This is a genomic window from Streptomyces marincola, assembly GCF_020410765.1.
Taxonomy (GTDB): Bacteria; Actinomycetota; Actinomycetes; order Streptomycetales; family Streptomycetaceae; genus Streptomyces; species Streptomyces marincola.
Genome location: NZ_CP084541.1, coordinates 2,656,020 through 2,677,744, shown reverse-complemented (window position 1 = coordinate 2,677,744; position 21,725 = coordinate 2,656,020). Strand labels below are relative to the sequence as shown.

General features: G+C 74.0%; 17 protein-coding genes, 1 tRNA gene and 1 riboswitch. Of the genes, 14 read left to right on the top strand and 4 right to left on the bottom strand.

Translation table 11 applies throughout. The annotated features are described in order from the left end of the window. Positions 1–75: 75 nt before the first annotated feature. Positions 76–270 carry a cytochrome P450 gene (locus LC193_RS11285; protein WP_226073764.1) on the top strand — a complete coding sequence of 65 codons (195 nt, stop codon included), beginning with the start codon at positions 76–78 and terminating at the stop codon, positions 268–270. A 152-nt stretch (positions 271–422) separates the two neighbouring features. Continuing rightward, a complete protein-coding gene (locus LC193_RS11280; protein ID WP_226073763.1) occupies positions 423–782 on the top strand; it encodes a hypothetical protein in 360 nt (119 codons plus the stop codon). Positions 783–886: 104 nt separating this feature from the next. On the opposite strand, the gene LC193_RS11275 is transcribed toward LC193_RS11280, so the two are convergent. Beyond that, positions 887–1,558 (bottom strand): HNH endonuclease family protein, encoded by a 672-nt coding sequence (locus LC193_RS11275; protein ID WP_226073762.1) that lies wholly within the window; start codon positions 1,556–1,558, stop codon positions 887–889. A gap of 279 nt (positions 1,559–1,837) precedes the next feature. Between LC193_RS11275 and LC193_RS11270 the strand changes: the two genes are divergently transcribed. Together LC193_RS11270 and mfd are read left to right on the top strand one after the other, a co-directional pair. Continuing rightward, the gene (locus tag LC193_RS11270; protein WP_226073761.1) at positions 1,838–2,323 is read left to right on the top strand and encodes an OsmC family protein; all 486 of its coding nucleotides are present in this window, start codon (positions 1,838–1,840) and stop codon (positions 2,321–2,323) included. A 332-nt stretch (positions 2,324–2,655) separates the two neighbouring features. After that, positions 2,656–6,207: a transcription-repair coupling factor gene (gene mfd / locus LC193_RS11265; protein ID WP_226073760.1), complete on the top strand. Its 3,552-nt coding sequence runs from the start codon at positions 2,656–2,658 to the stop codon at positions 6,205–6,207. A gap of 31 nt (positions 6,208–6,238) precedes the next feature. Here mfd and LC193_RS11260 read toward each other — a convergent pair. Further along, positions 6,239–6,310, bottom strand: a tRNA-Gln gene (locus LC193_RS11260). A 269-nt stretch (positions 6,311–6,579) separates the two neighbouring features. Here LC193_RS11260 and LC193_RS11255 point away from each other — a divergent pair. The 8 genes from LC193_RS11255 to LC193_RS11215 all read left to right on the top strand — a co-directional run bounded on the left by LC193_RS11255 (position 6,580) and on the right by LC193_RS11215 (position 15,366). Beyond that, the gene (locus LC193_RS11255) at positions 6,580–8,115 is read left to right on the top strand and encodes a sensor histidine kinase (RefSeq protein WP_226073759.1); all 1,536 of its coding nucleotides are present in this window, start codon (positions 6,580–6,582) and stop codon (positions 8,113–8,115) included. Next, positions 8,108–9,340: a cytochrome P450 family protein gene (locus tag LC193_RS11250; RefSeq protein WP_226073758.1), complete on the top strand. Its 1,233-nt coding sequence runs from the start codon at positions 8,108–8,110 to the stop codon at positions 9,338–9,340. Before LC193_RS11255 ends, LC193_RS11250 begins: the two co-directional genes overlap by 8 nt. Before the next feature lie 196 nt (positions 9,341–9,536). Continuing rightward, complete coding sequence (locus tag LC193_RS28975; protein WP_318842146.1) at positions 9,537–10,460, top strand: transglycosylase family protein; 924 nt, start codon at positions 9,537–9,539, stop codon at positions 10,458–10,460. 322 nt (positions 10,461–10,782) lie between these two features. Beyond that, positions 10,783–10,927: riboswitch (cyclic di-AMP (ydaO/yuaA leader) on the top strand. A 3-nt stretch (positions 10,928–10,930) separates the two neighbouring features. Further along, a complete protein-coding gene (locus LC193_RS11235) occupies positions 10,931–11,596 on the top strand; it encodes a transglycosylase family protein (RefSeq protein WP_226073757.1) in 666 nt (221 codons plus the stop codon). A 222-nt stretch (positions 11,597–11,818) separates the two neighbouring features. Beyond that, a complete protein-coding gene (eno, locus tag LC193_RS11230) occupies positions 11,819–13,099 on the top strand; it encodes a phosphopyruvate hydratase (RefSeq protein ID WP_226073755.1) in 1,281 nt (426 codons plus the stop codon). A 137-nt stretch (positions 13,100–13,236) separates the two neighbouring features. Continuing rightward, positions 13,237–13,764: an FtsB family cell division protein gene (locus LC193_RS11225; RefSeq protein WP_226073753.1), complete on the top strand. Its 528-nt coding sequence runs from the start codon at positions 13,237–13,239 to the stop codon at positions 13,762–13,764. A 64-nt stretch (positions 13,765–13,828) separates the two neighbouring features. Further along, positions 13,829–14,410 (top strand): DUF501 domain-containing protein, encoded by a 582-nt coding sequence (locus LC193_RS11220; RefSeq protein ID WP_226073751.1) that lies wholly within the window; start codon positions 13,829–13,831, stop codon positions 14,408–14,410. Next, complete coding sequence (locus LC193_RS11215) at positions 14,407–15,366, top strand: Ppx/GppA phosphatase family protein (RefSeq protein WP_226073749.1); 960 nt, start codon at positions 14,407–14,409, stop codon at positions 15,364–15,366. Before LC193_RS11220 ends, LC193_RS11215 begins: the two co-directional genes overlap by 4 nt. A gap of 92 nt (positions 15,367–15,458) precedes the next feature. Here LC193_RS11215 and LC193_RS11210 read toward each other — a convergent pair whose 3' ends face one another. Then, on the bottom strand, positions 15,459–15,731 hold the full coding sequence (locus LC193_RS11210) for a type II toxin-antitoxin system Phd/YefM family antitoxin (protein ID WP_226073747.1): 273 nt from the start codon (positions 15,729–15,731) through the stop codon (positions 15,459–15,461). Between the two features lie 429 nt (positions 15,732–16,160). Between LC193_RS11210 and LC193_RS11205 the strand changes: the two genes are divergently transcribed. Further along, a complete protein-coding gene (locus tag LC193_RS11205) occupies positions 16,161–17,567 on the top strand; it encodes an NAD(P)/FAD-dependent oxidoreductase (RefSeq protein WP_226073744.1) in 1,407 nt (468 codons plus the stop codon). A gap of 247 nt (positions 17,568–17,814) precedes the next feature. Further along, entirely contained in the window at positions 17,815–19,143 is a 1,329-nt protein-coding gene (locus LC193_RS11200; protein WP_226073742.1) for an SAM-dependent methyltransferase, read from the top strand. A gap of 28 nt (positions 19,144–19,171) precedes the next feature. Here LC193_RS11200 and LC193_RS11195 read toward each other — a convergent pair whose 3' ends face one another. Further along, the gene (locus LC193_RS11195; RefSeq protein WP_226073740.1) at positions 19,172–21,718 is read right to left on the bottom strand and encodes an ABC transporter permease; all 2,547 of its coding nucleotides are present in this window, start codon (positions 21,716–21,718) and stop codon (positions 19,172–19,174) included. Positions 21,719–21,725 lie beyond the last annotated feature (7 nt).

Here is a 21,725-nt window from a genome sequence, read left to right as displayed (position 1 = left end):
TGAGGCACCGCCAGCCGCCCACCGGCCACCGGCCGCGCGCCCGGGGAAGCGGTCTTTGGCCACACGTGCACCTGGATGACGGGCCAGTTCGCGACGGAGACGGGCGGGTGCGGCGCGTCGAGCGCGAGGGTGTCGCAGGACCGCCCGCCGGGGGCCGCCGCGCTCGCGGCGCTCACCGCGCGCCTGCCCGGGCTCCGGCCGGCCGGCGCGCCGGAGCGGCGCGGCGAGTTCGTCATCCGCGGGCTGCGCACCCTGCCGGTGACGGCCTGACAATGTCCCTCGGCGTCCCTCGGCGTCCCTCGGCGTCCCTCGGCCGGGCCCGCCGCCGTTTCCCGTGCGGCCCGGCACTGTTCTCCCATGGGCCCGCCGCCGTTCCCCGTCGGACCGGGGCGCGCGGGCGCGCGCTCGCCTACGCTGGGCCGATGTCCCAGCTGCTGACGCTGAACTACCCCGCGCCGCTGCCGGTCGGCCACCTGATCGAGGTCACCGAGTACGCCGACACCAGGCCGGAGAAGAAACGCAGGCGTTCCGGGCTGGGGGAGGCGTTCCAATATCCGATGGTCGTCGATCTCGACACCGGCATCCGCTACATGAACCACGTGCACGCGAGCACGGGCAGCAACGGCGGCACCGCCTACACGTCGAACGCCTACCCCCTCACCCCGCGTCCCGACCTGGTGGTCGACCGCGTGTACCGGGCGCGCGTGCGGGCGTGCACGCTGGTGTTCGTCGAGATCCTGTACACCCAGCACACCACGCTGGCCCTGGACCTGGAGGACTGAGGGGGCGCGGGCGCGCGAAGTGGCCCTCCCCCGCCGCCGGCCGGGTTGTGAGCACGACACGGGCGGCGGGGGAGGGTGCATGGTCCCCCGTGGAGCGGCTGGGGTCAGCAGCCGTTCAGCACGCGGGTCAGTGCGCTCTTCTCCGCGGAGTCGACCGAAAGGCCCCAGTGGTGCTTCACGTGCACCCAGGCCCGCGCGTACACGCAGTGGTAGGCGCTGCGCGGGGGCAGCCACTGGGCCGGGTCCTGGTCGCCCTTGGCCTGGTTGACGTTGTCGGTGACCGCGAGCAGCTGCGGCCGGGTCAGGTCGTTGGCGAACGCCTGGCGCCGCGAGGTCGTCCAGGAGTCGGCGCCCGAGTCCCACGCCTCGGCGAGCGGGACGAGGTGGTCGATGTCGACGTCGGAGGCGGCCGTCCAGGTCGCGCCGTCGTATACGGAGTACCAGCTGCCGCGGACGGCGGCGCAGGAGGCGTCGGTCTCGACGCCGGTGCCGTCGCGCCGCAGCACGACCTCGCGGGTGTTGCAGTTCCCGCCCTGGCTGCTCCAGTGCGGGAAGAGGTCGCGGTCGTAGCCGGTGCGGTCCTCGGTGGCGACCGGCAGGGCCGCGAGGTAGGCGCGGGCGGTGGCCGCGCTGACGGGTGTGGGCAGTGCGGCCTGGGCCGCGGGGCCGGTGAACAGCGCGGCCAGGGATATGAGACCGGTGAGGGCGGCGAGCGCGGCGAGGCGTCGACGCGCGTAGAAACCGCGCCGCGCAGGGGCGCTGTGGGGGCGGAACACGCGGAACTCCCTTGAGGTGGGGGTGGATTCGGCTCGGCAGAGTTGCGTGGTCGTGCGCACGCCATCATGGAGGTGAAACGTTTCTTCGCGGCATGCGCCAGGTAACGGATTGGCGGCATGCCCACGTCACCGCGCGGCCCCGAAGCCCTCGCGGGCGCGTGCGCGGGGCCGCCCGGCGCGGCGTCCGGGGCGCTCGCGCGCGGTCCGGGCGCCGGGGCGTGCGCGCGATCCCGGGTACCGTGGCTGCGTCGGCCCGGTCGGCCCGGAGGGAGCGCCACCATGTCGAGGACCCGCGAGCACACGTACGACGTCACCGTCACATGGACGGGCAACACCGGTGCCGGGACGGCCGGTTACCGCGACTACGCGCGCGACATCGACACGAGCGCGCCGGGGAAGGCCACGCGGCTGCCCGCCAGCGCGGACCCCTTCTTCCTCGGCGACGCGGAGCGGTGGAACCCGGAGGACCTGCTCGTGGCCGCGCTCGCGCAGTGCCACATGCTGTCGTACCTGGCCGCCTGCTCGCTCAAGAAGGTCGTGGTCACGGCCTACGAGGACACCGCGCGCGGCACGATGGCCGAGGCGGCGGGCGTGGGCGGCGGTTTCACCGGGGTCGTGCTGCGCCCGGTGGTGACGGTCGCCGACGCGTCGATGGTGGAGGCGGCGACGGCGCTGCACGAGGACGCCCACCGCAAGTGCTTCATCGCGAACTCGGTGAACTTCCCCGTGCGGCACGAGCCCGAGATCCGGGTCGCGGGCGACTGAACGGGACCCGGGGCGCAGGCGACCGGGCAGGCGACTGAACGGCCGCCCCCGGCGCCCCGGCCCGGGCGGCGCGGTGGCCCCGCGCGCCCCGTGCGCGCGACGGACCCGGCGCGTCACGCACGGTGACCGCCCGGTCGCCGGGCGCGCGCGCCCCGGGGGCGCGTACCCTGGGATGACCCCGGCCCGCGACGCGTGCCGGGTGTTTCGGGTTGCCCGCCGCGCCCCGGCGGAACGCCCGGCCCGCCCGGGCGGCGCTGCCGCCCGCCGACCGACAGATGCCCGACGACCCGGCCGTTGCCGAGCATCCGAGACGCCACCGGATGGAATGACCCATGAGCCTCACCGGCCTGCTCGACGCCGTAACCGAAGAGTCCGCCCTGGCCGAGGCGGTCCGCGTGGCCGCCGAAGGCGCCAGGCGCCACGTGGACCTCGTCGGCCCGCCGGCCGCGCGCCCGTTCGCGGTGGCCGCGCTGGCCCGTTCCGCCGGGCGGCCGGTCCTCGCGGTGACGGCGACCGGCCGGGAGGCCGAGGACCTGGCGGCGGCGCTGCGCTCGCTGCTGCCGCCGGACGGCGTCGTGGAGTACCCGGCGTGGGAGACGCTGCCGCACGAACGGCTCTCGCCGCGCGCCGACACCGTCGGCCGGCGGCTCGCCGTGCTGCGGCGGCTGGCGCACCCGAGCGCGGACGACCCGGCGGCCGGGCCGGTGTCCGTGGTGGTCGCGCCGGTGCGCTCGGTGCTCCAGCCGCAGGTGGCCGGGCTCGGCGACCTGGAGCCCGTCGCGCTGCGCGGCGGCGAGAGCGCCGACCTGGCCGACGTGACCGAGCGGCTGGCCGCCGCGGCCTACTCGCGGGTCGAACTGGTCGAGAAACGCGGTGAGTTCGCGGTCCGCGGCGGCATCCTGGACGTGTTCCCGCCGACGGAGGAGCACCCGCTGCGCGTGGAGTTCTGGGGCGACGACGTCGAGGAGATCCGGTACTTCAAGGTCGCGGACCAGCGGTCGCTCGAAGTCGCGGAGCACGGCCTGTGGGCGCCGCCGTGCCGCGAGCTGCTGCTGACCGACGAGGTGCGGGCGCGGGCCGCCGAGCTGGCCAGGAGCCACCCGGAGCTGGACGAGCTGCTCGGCAAGATCGCCGAGGGCATCGCGGTGGACGGCATGGAGTCCCTGGCCCCCGTGCTCGTGGACGACATGGAGCTGCTGCTCGACGTGCTGCCGGCCGGCAGTATGGCGGTCGTCTGCGACCCGGAGCGCGTGCGCGGCCGGGCCGCCGACCTGGTGGCCACCAGCCAGGAGTTCCTCCAGGCGTCGTGGGTGGCCGCCGCCATGTCGGACACCGGCGAGGCGCCGATCGACGTGGGCGCGGCCTCGTTGCGCGGCCTGGCCGAGATCCGCGAGCACGCGGCCGAGCTGGGCATGCTGTGGTGGTCGGTCTCGCCGTTCTCGCCCGACCTCGCGGAGGACGCGGAGGACGATACGCTGCGGCTCGGGTTGCGCGCCCCCGAGACGTACCGGGGCGACACGGCGCGGGCGCTGGCCGACACCAAGGGGTGGCTGGCCGACGGCTGGCGCGTGGTGTACGTCACGGAGGCGCACGGCCCGGCCGCGCGCACCGCCGAGGTGCTGGCCGGCGAGGGCATCGCCGCGCGCCTGACCACGCCGCTGACCGGGCAGGTCGCGCCCTCCGTGGTGCACGTGGCCTGCGGCGCCGTTGAGCACGGCTTCGTCGCGCCGGGGCTGCGGCTCGCGGTGCTCACCGAGACCGACCTGACCGGGCAGAAGGCGGCGGGCCGCGAGGGCGCGCGGATGCCGGCCAGGCGCCGCAAGACGCTCGACCCGCTCACCCTGGAGCCCGGCGACTACATCGTGCACGAGCAGCACGGCGTGGGCCGTTACGTCGAGATGGTGCAGCGCACGGTGCAGGGTGCCACCCGCGAGTACCTGCTCGTGGAGTACGCGCCCGCGAAGCGGGGGCAGCCGGGCGACCGGCTGTTCGTGCCCACCGACCAGCTCGACCAGGTGACCAAGTACGTCGGCGGGGAGGCGCCCTCGCTGCACCGCCTCGGCGGGGCGGACTGGACGAAGACGAAGGCCAGGGCGAAGAAGGCGGTCAAGGAGATCGCCGCCGACCTGATCAAGCTGTACTCGGCGCGGATGGCCGCGCCGGGGCACGCGTTCGGCGCGGACACGCCGTGGCAGCGGGAGCTTGAGGACGCGTTCCCCTACATCGAGACGCCCGACCAGATGACGACCATCGCCGAGGTCAAGGAGGACATGGAGAAGTCGGTCCCGATGGACCGGCTGATCTGCGGCGACGTCGGCTACGGCAAGACCGAGATCGCGGTGCGCGCGGCGTTCAAGGCGGTGCAGGACGGCAAGCAGGTCGCGGTGCTCGTGCCGACGACGCTGCTGGTGCAGCAGCACTTCGGGACGTTCTCGGAGCGGTACGCGCAGTTCCCCGTGAACGTGCGCCCGCTCTCGCGCTTCCAGACGGAGGCCGACGCGCGGGCGGTGACCGAGGGGCTGCGGGACGGGTCGGTCGACATCGTGATCGGCACGCACCGGCTGTTCTCGTCCGAGGTGAAGTTCAAGGACCTCGGCCTGGTGATCGTCGACGAGGAGCAGCGGTTCGGCGTCGAGCACAAGGAGCAGCTGAAGAAGCTGCGGGCCAACGTGGACGTGCTGACCATGTCGGCCACGCCGATCCCGCGCACGCTGGAGATGGCCGTGACCGGCATCAGGGAGATGTCGACGATCACGACGCCGCCCGAGGAGCGGCACCCGGTGCTGACGTTCGTCGGGCCCTACGAGGAGCGGCAGATCGGGGCGGCGATCCGCAGGGAGCTGCTGCGCGAGGGGCAGGTCTTCTACATCCACAACCGGGTGGAGTCCATCGACCGCGTCGCCGCCAGGCTGCGGCAGATCGTTCCCGAGGCCAGGATCGCGACGGCGCACGGCCAGATGGGCGAGACGGCGCTTGAGCGGGTCGTGGTGGACTTCTGGGAGAAGCGGTTCGACGTGCTGGTGTCCACGACGATCGTCGAGTCGGGCATCGACATCTCGAACGCCAACACGCTCATCGTGGAGCGCGGCGACACCTTCGGCCTCTCGCAGCTGCACCAGCTGCGCGGCCGGGTGGGCCGGGGCCGCGAGCGCGGCTACGCGTACTTCCTCTACCCGCCGGAGAAGCCGCTGACGGAGACCGCGCACGAACGCCTCGCCACGATCGCCCAGCACACGGAGATGGGCGCGGGCATGTACGTGGCGATGAAGGACCTGGAGATCAGGGGCGCGGGCAACCTGCTGGGCGGGGAGCAGTCGGGGCACATCGCGGGCGTCGGGTTCGACCTGTACGTGCGCATGGTCGGCGAGGCGGTGGCGGACTACCGCGCGACGCTTGAGGAGGGCGGCGGCGAGCCGGACGAGTCGCTGCTCGAAGTGAAGATCGAGCTGCCGGTGGACGCGCACGTGCCGCACGACTACGCGCCGGGGGAGCGGCTGCGCCTCCAGGCGTACCGGTCGATCGCGGCGGCGAACTCCGAGGACGACATCCGCGCGGTGCGCGAGGAGCTGGCCGACCGGTACGGCCCGCTGCCCGAGCCGGTGGAGAACCTGCTGCTGGTGGCCGGGCTGCGCATGCTGGCCAGGGCGTGCGGGGTCACGGACATCACGTTGCAGGGCAGCAAGGTCAGGTTCTCGCCGGTGGAGCTGCGGGAGTCGCAGGAGCTGCGGCTGAACCGGGTCTACCCGGGCTCGGTGCTCAAGCGTGCGACGGGCCAGGTGCTGGTGCCGCGGCCGACGACGGCGCGGATCGGCGGCAAGCCGCTGACCGGGCGGGAGCTGCTGGCGTGGACCGGTGAGTTCCTGACGACGATCCCGGGGGCGTGAGGCCGGCCGGCCGCCGCGCGGCCGGCAAGGGCTCCCCCGCCAGGACTCGAACCTGGACATACGGTACCAAAAACCGCAGTGCTGCCAATTACACCACAGGGGATGGTGAATTGGGCAGAACGTTCCGGCTGGAACGGAGCGCCTGCCCGACAGCGAACACTATGCCAGCCCGCCGACATCCGGCGCGACGTCACGGTCAACCCGGCGGTCACGCGCGGGCGCGCGAACGCTCCCGGGACGCCGGGACGCGGGCGGTCCCGGGCCCGGTCGCACGGCGGGGGCGGTGGCCCGTTCCGCGGCGGGGGCGGTGGCGGGTTCCGTGGCCGGTTCCCCGCCGGAAAAGAAGTGGCCCCCGCCCGTAGGCTGGTCGTCATGGAAGGGACGGGGGCCACCACGCCGGAACGGGGCTTCGCGCTGTGGTGGTGGACGCGGCGGCGCAGTGTGGCGCTCGACGGGGGGCTCGCGCTCGCCTCGGCGGCCGAGTGCGCGTTCCAGGGCATGGGCTTCGCCTCCCGCACCGGACTGCCGGTGTGGCCGGTCGTCGTGGCCGGAGCCCTGGCCGGTCTTGTCATGATCGTGCGGCGCCGCTCGCCGCTCGCCGTGGTCCTCGTCTCGTTCGCCGTCCTGCCCGCCAACATGGGCAGCCTGCTGGCCCTCTGCGGGCTCTACACCCTCGCCACCACCGAGGCGCCCAAGCGCCTGGTCGCCGGTCTCGCCTGCATGCACGGCATCGGCACCGTGATCGTCGTCTCGCTGCTGCTCGACCAGGACGCGGGCCTGCGCGAGCAGGCGCTGCCCGCCTGGTTCACGCCGCTGGTGTCCGTGCTCTTCGGGATCGCGGCCGTGGTGCCCCCGGTGCTGCTCGGCATGTACGTGCGGGCCAGGCGGCGGCTGGTGGAGTCGCTGCGGGACCGCGCGGACGGCCTGGAGCGCGAGCTGTCCCTGCTCGCCGACCGTGCGGAGGAGCGGGCCGAGTGGGCCCGCGCGGAGGAGCGGCGGCGCATCGCCCGCGAGATGCACGATGTCGTCGCGCACCGGGTGAGCCTGATGGTGGTGCACGCGGCGGCGCTCCAGGCGGTCGCGGTCAAGGACCCGGAGAAGGCCGCGCGCAACGCCACGCTCATCGGTGACATGGGACGGCAGGCGCTGACCGAACTGCGCACCATGCTGGGCGTGTTGCGGGCCGGCGACGCGGGCGCCAGGGAGGCCGGGCCCCGCCGCGGGGAGCGGGCGGGCGCCCCGGGGCCGCGCGAGCCGAGGGACGGGGAGCCCGCGCCGGCCGGGCCGGCGCCCGGCCGGCGGGGCGAGGGCCCCGGGCCCTCGCTGACCGGGGTGGCGGCGCTCGTCGACCAGTCGCGGGCGGCCGGGATGACGGTGGACCTCGCGGTGGAGGGCGAGCCGCGGGACTACGCGGCCCAGGTGGAGTCCACGGCGTACCGCGTGGTGCAGGAGGCGCTGACGAACGTGCACAAGCACGCGGCGGGCGCGGCGGCGCACGTGCGGCTGGCGCACCGGGAGGGCGAGGTCGCGGTGCTCGTGCAGAACGAGGCGCCGGCCGGCGGGGGCGGCGCGCGCCTGCCGAGCGGGGGCAACGGCCTGGTGGGCATGCGGGAGCGGGTGACGGCGCTGGGCGGCGGGTTCGTCTCGGGGCCGACGGACGGCGGCGGGTTCCGGGTGTCGGCGGTGATACCCGACCGCACCGCCGCCCGGGCCGGTGCCGGAGCACTCGGCGGCGCGGCCGTTCCCGGCGGCGCGGACGGCGTTGATGGTGTTGATGGCGTCGATGGCGTGAACGGCGTCCATGGCGCGGACGGTGTGAAGGGTGTGAACGGCGCACTCGGGGTGAACGGCGTGAACGGCGTGAACGGCACGGACGGCGCGGACGACCGGCGGCCGGCCCATGGCTGAGGAGCCGCCGGAGCTGTTCGGCCCCGCGTTCACGGCCGACCCCTACCCGGCGTACGCGTGGCTGCGCCGCAACGAGCCGGTGCGCTGGACCGTGCTGCCCAGCGGGGTCCCGGCCTGGCTGGTGACCCGCTACGCCGACGCGAGGCGGGCCCTGGCCGACCCCAGGCTCAGCAAGGACCCGCAGCGGCACCGGGCCGCCGAGCACGCCTCCGGCCGCGTCGGCATCCCCGGCGAGCGCCGCGCCAACGTCACGCCCCACCTGCTGAACATCGACCCGCCCGACCACACGCGACTGCGGCGCCTGGTCTCCCAGGCGTTCACGCCCCGGCGCGTGGCGGCGTTCGAACCCCGGGTGCGCGAGCTGGCCGACCGGCTCGTGGACGGGTTCGCGGCCAGGGGCTCGGCCGACCTGATCGACGAGTTCGCGTTCCCGCTGCCCATCTACGCGATCTGCGACATGCTCGGCGTGCCGGCGGAGGACCAGGAGGACTTCCGGCGCTGGGCCGGGATGATGCTGCACACCTCGGGTCGGCGCGGCGGGGTGGCGCGCGCGGTCAAGCACATGCGCGCCTACCTCGGCGAGCTGATCCACCGCAAGCGCGACGCCCTGGGCGACGACCTGATCTCGGGGCTGATCCGCGCCTCCGACCACGGTGAGCACCTGTCGGAGGAGGAGGCCGCGGCGATGGCGTTCATCCTGCTGTTCGCCGGCTTCGAGACGACGGTCAACCTCATCGGGAACGGCATGCTCTCGCTGCTGCGCGACCCCGGGCAGCTGGCGCGGCTGCGCGCGGCGGTCGCGGCGGGCGACGAGGAGTTCGTCGCGCTCGCGGCCGAGGAACTGCTGCGGTTCGACGGGCCGGTCGAGCTGGCGACCTGGCGGTTCGCGGCCGAGCCGCTGACGCTCGGCGGCCGGCGGGTGGCCGCGGGCGACCCGGTCCTCGTGGTGCTGGCCGCCGCCGACCGCGACCCGGAGAGGTTCGCCGCGCCGGACGCGCTCGACCTGGGCAGGACCGACAACCAGCACCTGGGCTACGGGCACGGCATCCACTACTGCCTGGGCGCGCCGCTGGCGCGTCTTGAGGCCAGAACGGCCTTGCGCACGCTGCTCGTTCGCCTGCCCGACCTCCGACTGGCCGGGGACGGGAGCCAGTTGCGCTGGCGCGGTGGCCTGATCATGCGGGGTCTGCGCGCACTCCCGGTGGAGTTCTCCCCCGAGCGGTGACCCGGCATCGCCGGTGTGATCTCCATGTGATCCGCATGGGATCGGCTTGTGATCGTGTGGACGGAGGGCTAGGTTCCCCTCAACCGCATCACTGTTCGCATGGGAGGCCCATCAGATGCGCTCCGGGACTGGTCGTCATCGTCGTCCGCGACAGGCTCCGGCCTTCATCGTCGCCGCAGGCGTTACGGGCGCGGGAATGGCCCTGCCCCTGCTGAGCGCGGGGTCGGCGCAGGCCGTGGCGGACGAGACGTGGGACAGGGCGGCCGAGTGCGAGAGCGGCGGGCTCTGGAGCGCCAACACGGGCAACGGGTACTTCGGCGGCTTGCAGCTCACGCTCGGCATGTGGCAGGCCTACGGCGGGATCGAGTTCGCGTCGCGGCCCGACCTCGCCAGCCGCGCCCAGCAGATCGCCGTGGCCGAGCGGATACTCGCCGACCAGGGCAAGGAGGCGTTCCCCTCCTGCGGCGTGCTCTCGGGTCTGTGGCAGGAGTTCCGCGAGGAGGCGGACGAGGTGGACCGGGCGGAGGAGGCCGAGGAGGCGCAGGTCGAGGAGGAGTTCGGCGGCGCCGAGGACTCGGCCGCCCCCGAGCCGCCCGCCGCCGGGACCGACGAGGGGACCGCGGCGGACGACGGCACCACCGGGTCGGCGCCGCCGGCGCCCGAGGAGCCGGCGGCCGGGTCCGCCGGCTCCTCGGGCGCCGGCGGCGCGGGCGAGGCCGAGCGCGAGCCGGCCGGCGGCGGGACGGACGCGGGGCGCGAGGCGGGCGGCGGCGCCGCTCCCGGCGGGGGCGCGGGCGGGGACCGCGAGCGGCCGGAGGCGCACGCGGAGGGCGGACGGGACGAACGGGCCGGGGAGCAGGGCGGGGACACCTCGCGCGGCGGCAGGCACCGCGGCGACCCGGACCCGGCGGAGGCGGACCGGGCGGGCGAGGCGGGCGGTGGGCGGCACGCGGACCGCCACGAGGTCCGGCGGGGGGACACGCTGTCCGCCATCGCGGTGGAGTACGGGGTGACCGGCGGCTGGCAGGCCCTGCACGCCGCGAACGAAACGGTCATTGGTGATGATCCGGACTACATACTTCCTGGTCAGATGCTCGATCTGAGTGTCACGAGCCGTTAGGAGCCGGGTCGCGGAGGCGATCTCACGGCCGGTCAAGTGTGACCATCATCTCCCCGTTGGGTCGCAAGTGTCCGACTCGTCCCCCCGCTCGCGCCACCGCTGACCTGCGGCAATAAAGATCAACGCGCGTCAAGCCCCGGCGCGCCGGTGATCTTCTTCGTTCTTGAATCGTTAGCTGCCGTGTGATTAGTGTCCCTGCGCCCGGTGCGATACCGGGCGCCGGAGCCGTAACGCCGAATCCTGCCGACGGCCCCGGGTACCACCACGCGCAGCACCGCAGGCAGGAGCGGGGGACCCAGGCCACGGGCCGGCCGACGCCGGACCGCGGATGCCGCGAAGGACCCGAGGAACGCGAGGGACCCGAGCGGCTTGGGGTGAAGCCCCGGGCGCCGCAAGGCACTCGGGGCCGGGCAACTCACCTGACCCGAACCCGACAGCTCACCTCGCAGGCGTCGGTGAGAAGGAACGTCATGCTGTTCACGGGCAAGGGCCGTCACCGCCGTCCGTCCACACCGGCCCGCCTCGCCACGGCGGCCACCGTCACCGGCGCCGCGGTCGCCATCCCGCTGATCGGCGCCACCGGCGCGAACGCCGCCTCCGTCGACACCTGGGACGCCGTCGCCCAGTGCGAGTCGGGCGGCGACTGGTCCATCAACACCGGCAACGGCTTCTACGGCGGCCTCCAGTTCACCCAGTCGAGCTGGGAGGCGGCGGGCGGCACCCAGTACGCCCCGCGCGCCGACCAGGCCACCAAGGAGCAGCAGATCTCGGCCGCCGAGCAGCTGCTGTCCATGCAGGGCCCGGGCGCCTGGCCCACCTGCGGCCCCCAGGCCGGCCTGTCCGCCGGCGGCCCGGCCGCCGACGTGGACCCCGGCGGGTCGGCGCAGACCCCCGAGGCCCCCGAGCAGGAGCAGCGGGAGCAGCCCGAGGCCGTTCCGCAGTCGGCTCCCCCGGCCCGTGAGGAGGAGGCACCCGCCCCGGCGTCCGGCGACCAGTACACCGTCGAGTCCGGCGACACGCTGTCCCGCATCGCCGACGCGCACGGCACCACCTGGCAGCAGCTGCACGCCGACAACGAGTCCGTCATCGGCGACGACCCGAACCTGATCTACCCCGGGCAGCAGCTGAGCGTCTGACCGGTCCGCACGCCCGGTGCGGCCGGGGCCACCCGGCCGCACCGGGTTTTCTTCACCTTGTAAACAAAAAGATGAGGCGCCTCGCGGGCCCGCTGAGCTGCGCGTTCGGCGTGCCCCCGGGGGCCGGTGGGCCGGGTGAGGGTGGCGTTGTCCCTGGGCGGGGTTAGGCTCAGAGGGCTGAAAACGCCACGGAAGATCCACTCGGACCCAAAGGAGACCCTCGTGCCGTCCATCGACGTCGTCGTAGCCCGCGAGATCCTCGACTCGCGAGGCAATCCCACGGTCGAGGTCGAGGTCGGCCTCGACGACGGGAGCACCGGCCGCGCCGCGGTGCCGTCCGGGGCCTCCACCGGCGCCTTCGAGGCGCTCGAACTGCGCGACGGGGACCAGGACCGGTACCTCGGCAAGGGCGTGGAGAAGGCCGTTCTCGCGGTCATCGAGCAGATCGGCCCCGAGCTGGTCGGCTACGACGCGACCGAGCAGCGGCTGATCGACCAGGCGATGTTCGACCTGGACGCCACCTCGGACAAGTCCTCTCTCGGCGCCAACGCCATCCTGGGCGTGTCCCTGGCCGTCGCGCACGCCGCGTCCGAGTCCCGCGACCTGCCGCTGTTCCGCTACCTCGGCGGCCCGAACGCGCACCAGCTGCCCGTGCCGATGATGAACATCCTCAACGGCGGCGCCCACGCGGACTCCAACGTCGACATCCAGGAGTTCATGATCGCCCCCATCGGGGCCGAGTCGTTCTCCGAGGCCGTCCGCTGGGGCGCGGAGACCTACCACACCCTCAAGAAGGTGCTCAAGGAGCGCGGTCTCGGCACCGGCCTGGGCGACGAGGGCGGCTTCGCGCCGAACCTGTCCTCCAACCGCGAGGCGCTCGACCTGATCGTCGAGGCCATCCAGAAGGCCGGCTACACCCCGGGCCAGGACATCGCGCTGGCCCTCGACGTGGCGGCCACCGAGTTCTACCAGGACGGCGTCTACACCTTCGAGGGCAAGAGCCTCAGCGCCCGCGAGCTGACCGCCTACTACGCCGAACTGGCCGCGGCCTACCCGCTGGTCTCCATCGAGGACCCGCTGAGCGAGGACGACTGGGAGGGCTGGCAGGCCCTCACCGCCGAGCTGGGCGACAAGGTGCAGATCGTCGGCGACGACCTGTTCGTCACCAACCCCGAGCGGCTCCAGCGCGGCATCGACTCCGCCGCCGCCAACGCGCTGCTGGTCAAGGTCAACCAGATCGGCTCCCTGACCGAGACCCTGGACGCCGTCGAGCTGGCCCAGCGCAACGGCTTCAAGTGCATGATGTCCCACCGCTCCGGCGAGACCGAGGACGTCACCATCGCCGACCTGGCCGTCGCCACCAACTGCGGCCAGATCAAGACCGGTGCCCCCGCCCGTTCCGAGCGGGTCGCCAAGTACAACCAGCTGATGCGCATCGAGGAGATCCTCGACGACGCCGCCGTGTACGCCGGACGCAGCGCGTTCCCGCGCTTCCGCGGCTGACAGCCTGCTCCCTGCCCACGTCCCCGCCGTCCGTCCCGTACGGTGGCGGGGACAGGCAACGGTGAAGGCCGGGGCCGCCGACCGGCCCGCGCCTTCCGGACCCGGCGGCGGACCCCGAGGGCGAACAGGGAGGCGATGTGGCCGCGGACCGGGACCGGTTCTCCACCGCCACCAGGCTCAGGGCCCTGGGCGAGCAGGCCGCCGAGCGCGTGTACCGCGCGCAGAACCGGCGGCTGCGCCGCCCGCCCCGGCGCAGCCGGCTCACCGGCCGGGCCGCCGTTCTCGCGCTCGTCGTCTGCACGTTGATCGTCGCCCTCGCGTACCCGCTGCGGCAGTACATCCAGCAGCGCGCCGACATCGACGAGCTGCGCCGGCAGACGGAGGAGGAACGCGCGCGCGTGGCCGAACTCCGGGACGACAAGGCGCGTTGGCAGGACCCCTCCTTCGTGGAGCAGCAGGCCCGTGAGCGGCTGAACTTCCTGCGCCCCGGCGAGGTCGGCTACGTTCTCCCGCAGGAGGAGGAAGCGGCGGACGGCGAGGAGGACGAGGACGGCCGCCGCACCCGCGGCGCGCCCGCCCCCGGGCCCTGGTACGACTCCCTGTGGGAGACCATCGACCGCGCCGACCGCGCCGACCGCGCCGACGGGGCCCGACCGACCCGCTGACCGCGCCGGGACCGCCACGCAGGCGACGGCGCCGAGCACAGACGCCGGAGAGACGAAGACTTCCGTGGAAACCCCGACCCCGACCGACACCGAGGCGATCCGCAGCCAGCTGAACCGGCCGCCGCGCGGCCTGCGCGCGGTCGCGCACCGCTGCCCCTGCGGCAACCCCGACGTGGTGGAGACCGCGCCGCGGCTGCCGGACGGCACGCCGTTCCCCACGACCTACTACCTGACCTGCCCGCGCGCGGCGTCGGCCATCGGCACGCTGGAGGCCGAGGGCATGATGAAGGACATGACCGCCCGGCTGGCCGCGGACCCGGACCTGGCCGCCGCGTACCGGGCCGCGCACGAGGACTACCTGGCGCGCAGGGACGCCATCGAGGTGCTGCCGGGGTTCCCCAGCGCGGGCGGCATGCCCGACCGGGTCAAGTGCCTGCACGTGCTGGTCGCGCACGCGCTCGCGGCCGGTCCCGGCGTCAACCCGCTGGGCGACGAGGCGCTGGCCGCGCTGCCCGAGTGGTGGCGCAAGGGGCCCTGCGTCGCGGTCGGCGGCCAGGACCGGGGCGGGGACGGCACAGGTCCCGAGACCGGTGCGGACACCGACGCGGACACCGATGGAACGGCTTCCCGGGGGGACGACGCATGACGAAGGCCGCCGCGATCGACTGCGGCACCAACTCGATCCGCCTGCTGATCGCCGACGCCGATCCGGTCACCGGCCGGCTGACGGACCTCGACCGGCGCATGGAGATCGTGCGCCTGGGCCAGGGCGTCGACCGCACGGGACGGCTCGCCCCCGAGGCGCTTGAGCGGACGTTCGGCGCCTGCCGGGCCTACGCCGAGGCCATCGCGCGGCACGGCGTCACGCCCGACCGGATCCGGTTCGCCGCCACCTCGGCCACGCGCGACGCGGAGAACCGGGAGGAGTTCACCCGCGGGGTGCGCGACATCCTCGGGGTCGAGCCCGAGGTGATCACGGGCGACCAGGAGGCCGCGTTCTCCTTCGACGGCGCCACGCGCGGACTGGCGGGCCGGGACGGCATGGCACCGCCCTACCTGGTGCTGGACATCGGCGGCGGCTCGACGGAGTTCGTGCTCGGCGACGAGGAGGTGCGGGCCGCCCGCAGCGTGGACATCGGCTGCGTCCGGCTGACGGAACGGCACCTCGTGCGCGACGGCCGGGTCACCGACCCGCCCGCGCCCGAGCAGATCGCCGCCATGACCGCCGACATCGACGCGGCCATCGACCTGGCGGCGGAACGCGTGCCGCTCGGCGGGACGGCGACCCTGGTAGGACTCGCGGGCTCGGTCACCACCGTCGCGGGCATCGCGCTCGGCCTGCCCGCGTACGACTCGGCCGCCATCCACCACACGCGGCTGACCGCGGCGCGGGTGCGCGAGGTCAGCGACCGCCTGCTCGCCGCCACGCACGCCGAGCGCGCCGCGATCCCCGTCATGCACCCCGGGCGGACCGACGTCATCGGCGCGGGCGCGCTGGTGCTCGCCCGCGTCATGGAACGCACCGGCGCGGCCGAGGTCGTCGTCAGCGAGCACGACATCCTGGACGGCCTGGCCCACTACGCGGCGAGCGGGACGCGCTGAGGACCTGCCGCGCCGCGGGTGCGGCGCCGGCCGGGGCGTCACAGGTTCCGGTGGACATCCCGCCGGTCGCCCACCTCGCGGCACGGAGGACGTCACACCGCCTCGCCCTTCCGCTCGGTGAACAGGTCGGCCAGCACCTCCGCCATCGGCACAGTGGGGCCGCCCGCGGCCAGCACCGCTTCGGCTTCGCGCGCCAGCACGATGTCGGCCGCCTCCTCCAGCGCCTCGTAGTCCGCGATCGGCACCACGGCGGCCACCGGGGCGCCGTGGCGCGTGATGACGGTCGGGACGCCTTCCTCGGCCCGGTCGATGTGGTCGGTGAGGTGCGCGCGGGCCTCCCGCACGGTCACGGTCATCTGAGTCATAGGGGTACGCCTTCGCGTGGACATCGGTGTTCGCGGGTGTGTGTACGGCCTTCGGTGGCTCGGGCGCCGGGCCGGGGGCGGCGGCGCGGGCCGCCGTTCCTGTGCGTCGCCCGTACGGTGACATTCTCTCGTGAAGTTTTTCACATGAGGTGCCGCCGGGGTGTCCTGAACCGGCCCCCGCAGAGGCGTTCCGGGCCCCCGCGACACGCTTCAAACCCGCGCGGGCCGGGTTTTCCCGGCCGTCCCGCCGGTGGCGCGCGTCGGGGAAGTACCGGCACGAACCGGGCGCGACCTGCGACGTTGCCGTCCGGGCGGGAACGGGCGCCAGCGCGCATCGGAGGCAAAGGGGCGGATTGTAGCAGAAACGGCCACCTGGCTTGTGAAGCCCCTCACGAGCTGCCCCCCGGGGTCGGGTGGATACTCGATGGCATGAGCACCACGGAGCGTCCCCGCATTCTCGTCGTTGGTGGCGGGTACGTCGGACTGTACGCGGCCCGCCGCATCCTGAAGAAGATGCGCTACGGCGAGGCAACCGTCACCGTCGTCGACCCGCGTTCGTACATGACCTACCAGCCCTTCCTCCCCGAGGCGGCGGCCGGCAGCATCTCCCCGCGCCACGTCGTGGTGCCGCTGCGGCGCGTGCTGCCCAAGGCCGAGGTCCTCACCGGCCGGGTCACCTCCATCGACCAGGACCGCAAGGTCGCCTCCGTCGCGCCGCTCGTCGGCCGGTCCTACGAGGTGCCGTTCGACTACCTGGTCGTGGCCCTCGGCGCGGTCTCCCGCACGTTCCCCATCCCGGGGCTCGCCGAGCAGGGCATCGGCATGAAGGGCGTCGAGGAGGCCATCGGGCTGCGCAACCACGTGCTCGAACAGCTCGACAAGGCCGACTCGACCACGGACGAGGAGGTCCGCCGCAAGGCGCTGACGTTCGTCTTCGTGGGCGGCGGCTTCGCGGGTGCCGAGACCATCGGCGAGGTCGAGGACATGGCCCGCGACGCGACCAAGTACTACCCGAACATCACGCGGGACGACATGCGCTTCGTGCTCGTCGACGTCGCGGACAAGATCCTCCCCGAGGTCGGGCCCAAGCTCGGCGAGTGGGGCCTAGAACACCTCAAGAAGCGCGGCGTCGAGGTGCACCTGAAGACCTCGCTGACCTCGTGCGTCGACGGCCACGTGGAGCTGAGCAACGGGGTCACCGCCGACTCGCACACCATCGTGTGGACGGCCGGCGTCAAGCCCAACCCCGCGGTCGCCCGTTTCGGCCTGCCGCTCGGGCCGCGCGGCCACGTGGACACCACGCCGACGCTCCAGGTCGCGGGCACCGACTACATCTGGTCGGCCGGCGACAACGCGCAGGTGCCCGACCTGGCCGCGCGCGCCGCGGGCCAGGAGAACGCCTGGTGCCCGCCCAACGCCCAGCACGCGCTGCGCCAGGCCAAGGTGCTCGGCGACAACGTGATCTCCGGCATGCGCGGCTTCCCGCAGAAGGAGTACAAGCACGCCAGCATGGGCGCGGTGGCCGGGCTCGGCCTGCGCAAGGGCGTCGCGATGATCAAGCTGGGCCGGATGACCTTCCGCTTCCGCGGGCGGCTCGGCTGGTACCTGCACCGCGGCTACCACGGGATGGCCGTGCCCACGTGGAACCGCAAGATCCGGGTGTTCGCGGACTGGACCCTGGGCCTGTTCCTCAAGCGCGAGGTCGTCTCGCTCGGTGCCATGGAGCACCCGCGCGAGGAGTTCTACGAGGCGGCGGCCCCCGTCAGCGCGGCGGCGGCCGAGCGGGCCGGCGGCGCGTCCGGCGCGAACGAGAAGGCGAAGGCGAAGGCCGGCTGAGGCCGGGAGCGCGGGAGCACGGAAGGCGGGCGGCCACGGGCCGCCCGCCTTTCTCCGTGCTCCGGCTCCGCGCGCACCTGCCCGGCGCACGACGCGTCTCGCGCGTTCCTCCGCTCTCTTTGTGCTGTCTCCTTACGCCAGTTGGCGGTATAGGCGCGGGAATCGACCGGTGGAGGAAGGCGTTGCCCGGGGGCACGATGCCAAGGTGACGAGGATGATTTGTCCTCATTCATGGAGGTGTGTCTGCATGGTTGTCGCCCCTCGGCTCGCCGCGCTGATCGAGCAGCTGCTCGGCACGGCGCTCCCCCTCCGCCTCCGCGCGTGGGACGGTTCCGAAACCGGCCCCCCGGGCGGCCCCGTGCTCGTGGTGCGGCACCGCAGGGCGTTGCGGCGGCTGCTGTTCAAGCCCGGGGAGATGGGCCTCGCCCGGGCCTGGGTGGCCGGGGAGCTCGACGTCGAGGGCGACCTGTACGCCGCGCTCGACCTGCTCCTGGCACCGGTCCAGGCCCACCGCGCCATCCCCGCGCGGCAGCGGCTCGCGGTCGCGGGCGAACTGCTGCGCCTGGCGGGCCCGGTCGTTCCGGTCCCGCCGCCACCGCCCCGCGAGGAGGTGCGCCGCCGCACCGGGCCGCTGCACTCGCCGCGCCGGGACCGGGCGGCCATCAGCCACCACTACGACGTGGGCAACGCGTTCTACGAACTGGTCATCGGCCCCTCCCTGGTCTACTCGTGCGCCGTGTGGGAGGAGGACACCGCGAGCCTTGAGGACGCGCAGGCCGCCAAGCTCGACCTGATCTGCCGCAAGCTCGGTCTGCGCCCCGGGCAGCGGCTCCTCGACGTCGGCTGCGGCTGGGGGTCCCTGGCGCTGCACGCGGCCCGGCACCACGGGGTACGGGCGGTCGGCATCACCCTGTCCGCGGAGCAGGCCGCCCTGGCCAGGGAACGGGTGGCGCGCGCGGGCCTGGCGGACCGTGTGGAGATCCGGGTGCAGGACTACCGGGAGACGGCGGACGGCCCGTTCGACGCCATCGCCTCGGTCGGCATGGCCGAGCACGTCGGCGCCGACCGCTACCGCGAGTACGCCGAACGCCTGCTCGCCCTGCTGCGGCCGGGCGGCCGGCTGCTCAACCACCAGATCGCGCGGCCCCCGGTGGCCGACGAACGGGCCTACCGGGTGGACCCGTTCATCGACGCCTACGTCTTCCCCGACGGCGAGCTGGCGCCGCTGGGCCGCACCGTCGGGCAGCTGGAGCGGGCCGGGTTCGAGGTCAGGGACGTCGAGTCGCTGCGCGAGCACTACGCGCTCACGCTGCGCCGCTGGGTGCGCAACCTTGAGGACAACTGGGCCGAGGCCGTCCGCCTCACCAGTCCGGGCCGCGCACGGGTCTGGCGGCTCTACATGGCCGCGTCCGCCGTGAACTTCGAACGCGGCGGCATCGGCGTCAACCAGGTCCTGGCGGTCCGTCCGACCGCGACGGGCACCTCCGTGCTGCCGCTGCGGCCCCGCGCCTGGACCGAACGCGCGACCGGCCGGGACCGCAGCCCCGACCCCGCGCGCCAGGCGCAGCCGCACTGACGCGCCGGCGCGGAGTCCGGCGACGGGGTCACTCCGCCTTGATCGCCGCCAGCATGTTCAGCCGGGCCGCGTGCCGCGCGGGCCACAGCGCGGCCAGCACGCCCACCAGCGCCGCGAGGCCCAGGAAGATCCCGATCCGGCCCCACGGCAGGATCAGCTCGTACGTCGGCAGGTAGGTGCGCAGCATCTCGCCGACGGCCCAGCCGAAGAACACGCCGAGCCCGATCCCGAGCACCCCGCCGAACAGCGCGATCACCAGGGACTCAAGCCGCACCATTCGTTTCGTTCCGGCCCGTTCCAGACCGACGGCGCGCAGCATTCCGATCTCCTGGCGGCGTTCGAAGACCGACATCGCCAGCGTGTTGATCACGCCCAGGACGGCCACGACCACGGCCATGGCCAGCAGCGCGTACATCACGTTCAGCAGCAGGGTGAACATGTAGGCGATGTCCTCGGAGACGTCGTCCTTGTCCTGCACGAGCACCGCGGGGTTGTCGCCCAGCGCCGCCGCGAGCGCGTCGCGGGTCTCCTCGCTCGGCCCGTCCGCGGTGCGCACCATGACCTGGAAGTCGCTCGGCCGCTCCATGTGCGGGTCGAGGGTCGCGGCGTCCAGGAGGATGCCCTGGATCATCTGGTTGCCCTCGAACAGCCCGGCCACGGTCAGGCTGCCGTGCTCGCCGTCCTCGAACTCGATGGGGAACGTGTCGCCGAGGCCCAGCCCGAGCCGTTCCGCCGTGTCCGTGTCGATGACCGCGCTCTCGCCGCCGAGCTCCGCGAAGGACCCGGACTCGAAGTCGAGGTCGACCAACTCGCCCATCGCGGCGCCGTTCACGCCGTTGACGTACAGCACGGACGTCTCCTCAGCGACGAGCGCGGGGGAGATGCTCAGACCGGTGGCGGCCGTGACCTCGGGGTGCCGGGCCAGCGTCTCCTCCACCTCGGGTGCCAGCTGGGAGAAGTTGGCCATGGAGACGACGTAGTCCGACCGCAGCGACTCGGCCGCCATCCGGTCGACCCCGCGGGCCAGCGAGTCCACGATCACCGTGATCCCGGTGATCAGCGTCAGACCGATCATCAGCGCCGACGCGGTCGCGGCCGTGCGCCTGGGGTTGCGCACCGCGTTCAGGCGGGCCAGCTTCCCCGGGACGCCGAACACCCGCAGCAGCGGCGCGGCGGCGGCGATGAGCGGCCGGGACAGCAGCGGGGTCAGGACGAACACGCCCACCACGAGCAGCGCCGCGCCCAACCCCATCGTCGCGCCGTCGTCGTCGGCGCCGATGCCCGCGACCACGAGCGCGCCGCCGGCCGCGGCGAACAGCGCGCCGATGACGTTGCGGACGATCAGGCGGCGCCCGGCGGGCGCGGCGTGCACGCTGCTCATGGCCGCGACCGGCGGGATCTTCGCGGCGCGGCGCGCGGGCAGGTAGGCGGCGAGCACGGTGACCACGACGCCGACGAGCAGGGACGCGAGCACCGCGGAGCCGGGGACGACCAGCGAGCCCTCGGGGACGGCCACGTCGAAGGTGCTCATGAGGGAACGCAGCCCGGCGGCGATGCCGATGCCGAGCGCGAGCCCCGCGGTGCCCGCGACCGCGCCCACCGCGAACGCCTCGATCAGCACAGAACGCGTCACCTGGCGGCGGCTGGCGCCGACGGCGCGCAGCAGCGCCAGTTCCCTGGTGCGCTGCGCGACCAGCATGGTGAAGGTGTTGGCGATGATGAACACGCCGACGAACAGGGAGATGCCCGCGAACGCGAGGAGCGCCGTGCGCATGCCCGCGGTCTGCGCCTCGATGTCGGCGGCCTGCTCCTCGGCGAGTTCCGCGCCGGTGACGGCCTCCGCGTCGCCGGGCAGCAGCGGCGCGACGGCGTCGGCGAGGTCCCGTTGGGAGGTGCCGGCCTCGGCCGTGAGCGTGATGCGGTTGTACTCGCCCGGCGCGGTGAACAGCTCCTGCGCGGTGGCGGTGTCGAACAGCACGAGCGAACCGCCCGCGGCCACCGTGCCGTCCTCGGTGTCGAAGACGCCGGTGATCGTCTCCTCGCGCACGGGCCCGTCGACGGAGAGCCTGGCCGTGTCGCCGACCGCGTACCCGGTGCGTTCCGCCGTGGCGGAGTCGAGCGCGATCTCGCCGGCCCGCTCGGGCGCGCGGCCGTCGCGCATCGGGTAGCGCTGGTCCGTTCCCGTGCCGTCCCGGCCCGCGTCGTAGTTGCCGCCGCTGGTGTCCCAGCCGGCGCCGACCAGGTCGCCGTCCTTGTCGGCCAGCGCGGCGAAACCGGTGGCCTCGCCGGTCGCCGTCGCCACGCCGGGCAGTCCTGAGGCGGCGTCGAGCAGGTCCTGCGGAAGATCGGCCGCGCCCCCGGGGCCGCTCTCGGCCGCGTCGGTGTCCTGATCGGGCCGAATGGCCAGGTCGACGTGGTCGAGGCCCTCCTCGGAGCTGCGCTGGAACGCCTCCGAGAGCGTCGAGGTGAACACGAGCGTGCCGGAGACGAACGCGACGCCGAGCAGGACGGCGAGGGTGGTCATCAACAGCCTGGCCTTGTGCGCGAGCACGTTGCGCAGGGCGGTTCTGAGCATGGGGCAC

Bases quoted from the DNA above. Each gene is read 5' to 3' on its own strand.
- LC193_RS11280 (WP_226073763.1), top strand. From the start codon at position 423: ATGTCCCAGCTGCTGACGCTGAACTACCCCGCGCCGCTGCCGGTCGGC.
- LC193_RS11210 (WP_226073747.1), bottom strand. From the start codon at position 15,731: ATGACTCAGATGACCGTGACCGTGCGGGAGGCCCGCGCGCACCTCACC.
- LC193_RS11250 (WP_226073758.1), top strand. From the start codon at position 8,108: ATGGCTGAGGAGCCGCCGGAGCTGTTCGGCCCCGCGTTCACGGCCGAC.
- LC193_RS11285 (WP_226073764.1), top strand. From the start codon at position 76: ATGACGGGCCAGTTCGCGACGGAGACGGGCGGGTGCGGCGCGTCGAGC.
- LC193_RS11270 (WP_226073761.1), top strand. From the start codon at position 1,838: ATGTCGAGGACCCGCGAGCACACGTACGACGTCACCGTCACATGGACG.
- LC193_RS11215 (WP_226073749.1), top strand. From the start codon at position 14,407: ATGACGAAGGCCGCCGCGATCGACTGCGGCACCAACTCGATCCGCCTG.
- LC193_RS11195 (WP_226073740.1), bottom strand. From the start codon at position 21,718: ATGCTCAGAACCGCCCTGCGCAACGTGCTCGCGCACAAGGCCAGGCTG.
- LC193_RS11235 (WP_226073757.1), top strand. From the start codon at position 10,931: ATGCTGTTCACGGGCAAGGGCCGTCACCGCCGTCCGTCCACACCGGCC.
- LC193_RS11200 (WP_226073742.1), top strand. From the start codon at position 17,815: ATGGTTGTCGCCCCTCGGCTCGCCGCGCTGATCGAGCAGCTGCTCGGC.
- LC193_RS11255 (WP_226073759.1), top strand. From the start codon at position 6,580: ATGGAAGGGACGGGGGCCACCACGCCGGAACGGGGCTTCGCGCTGTGG.
- LC193_RS11205 (WP_226073744.1), top strand. From the start codon at position 16,161: ATGAGCACCACGGAGCGTCCCCGCATTCTCGTCGTTGGTGGCGGGTAC.
- mfd (WP_226073760.1), top strand. From the start codon at position 2,656: ATGAGCCTCACCGGCCTGCTCGACGCCGTAACCGAAGAGTCCGCCCTG.
- LC193_RS28975 (WP_318842146.1), top strand. From the start codon at position 9,537: ATGGCCCTGCCCCTGCTGAGCGCGGGGTCGGCGCAGGCCGTGGCGGAC.